Source organism: Treponema sp. R80B11-R83G3, assembly GCF_054786115.1.
Genome location: NZ_BDHF01000272.1, coordinates 1 through 1,035, shown reverse-complemented (window position 1 = coordinate 1,035; position 1,035 = coordinate 1). Strand labels below are relative to the sequence as shown.

The window sequence follows — 1,035 nt, the reverse complement described above, 5'->3', positions numbered from 1 at the left end:
CCGCCGGTATAAACCCTGTTTGTGCCGTTATGAGTGGCGATAACATTCCCATTGGTCCAGCATTGCGTTATGGTGATAGCATTAGTGGTGTTATCACCACCCAATGCATAGCCAACTAAACCGCCGGTGTAAAGATAGTTCCCGCTGCTATAGGATTGTACGTCTCCTATTGACCAGCAGGTTTCTAATTTTGTTGGAGCGCTGGTGCTATACTCTATTTGTCCCACGAAACCGCCTATATATGTAATGTTGGAGCCGGAATTAAAATTTATGCCAATCGGGCTTGAGTTGCCACAATCTTTTATTTCTGTAGTTCTGAGATAACCTGCAAAGCCTCCAAAATAGGACGTCCCGGTACCAATACTCGCTTCTAATCGAGCGGCGCGGGAATTGCATTTGATAAAAGCACCCCAATTACTTACTTGCGCGGCTATGCCGGCCATATAGATACTGCCGCTGCTTGTACAGGCAGCATTGATTGTACCCTGTTCATACACGCAGTCGTCAAGGCTTACACGGGCAGTGGTGGAACCCCCTGTGGTGGAACTTAAATAACCAACTAACCCGCCGGTCCATGCGGCGCTTGTTCCATCATTCGTTACGTTGATGTTCCCTGTTGCGGTTAAGGCGGAAAGTGAATAATTTTCTCCTAGTGGTATAGGCCATGCTTTATTGTTTGTATTACTCCCTGTTAAACCGCCTACTCTGACAAAACCTGACCCGGTTCCTGTTTTTTTTGCTGTAAGGTTAAGGCCGCTGTATGCGTTCTTTACGCTTCCCGTTCCAACAGATGGACCTGAAAGAGTTCCATTTCCCATATGCCCCGCCAGGCCACCCGCATATAAGTTGTTGTCGCTTGTTACGGTAACGGAAGCTGTTCCTGTTACCAATACATTGAGGAATTGCGTACTCCCTGATGCTTGCCCCGCGATGCCGCCGAAGGCGGTTTCACCGGAGCGGCTGATAGTGGTGTTATCGTAATTCACGGTCAAATCTCGTATCAGGCAGTTTTGTGTATACCCGAACAAGCCCATG

1 pseudogene is annotated in these 1,035 nt (G+C 48.1%); it reads right to left on the bottom strand.

Annotated elements, in window-relative coordinates:
- Positions 1-986, bottom strand: a pseudogene (locus ACYVRH_RS13255) (hypothetical protein); the annotation flags it as partial.
- Positions 987-1,035 lie beyond the last annotated feature (49 nt).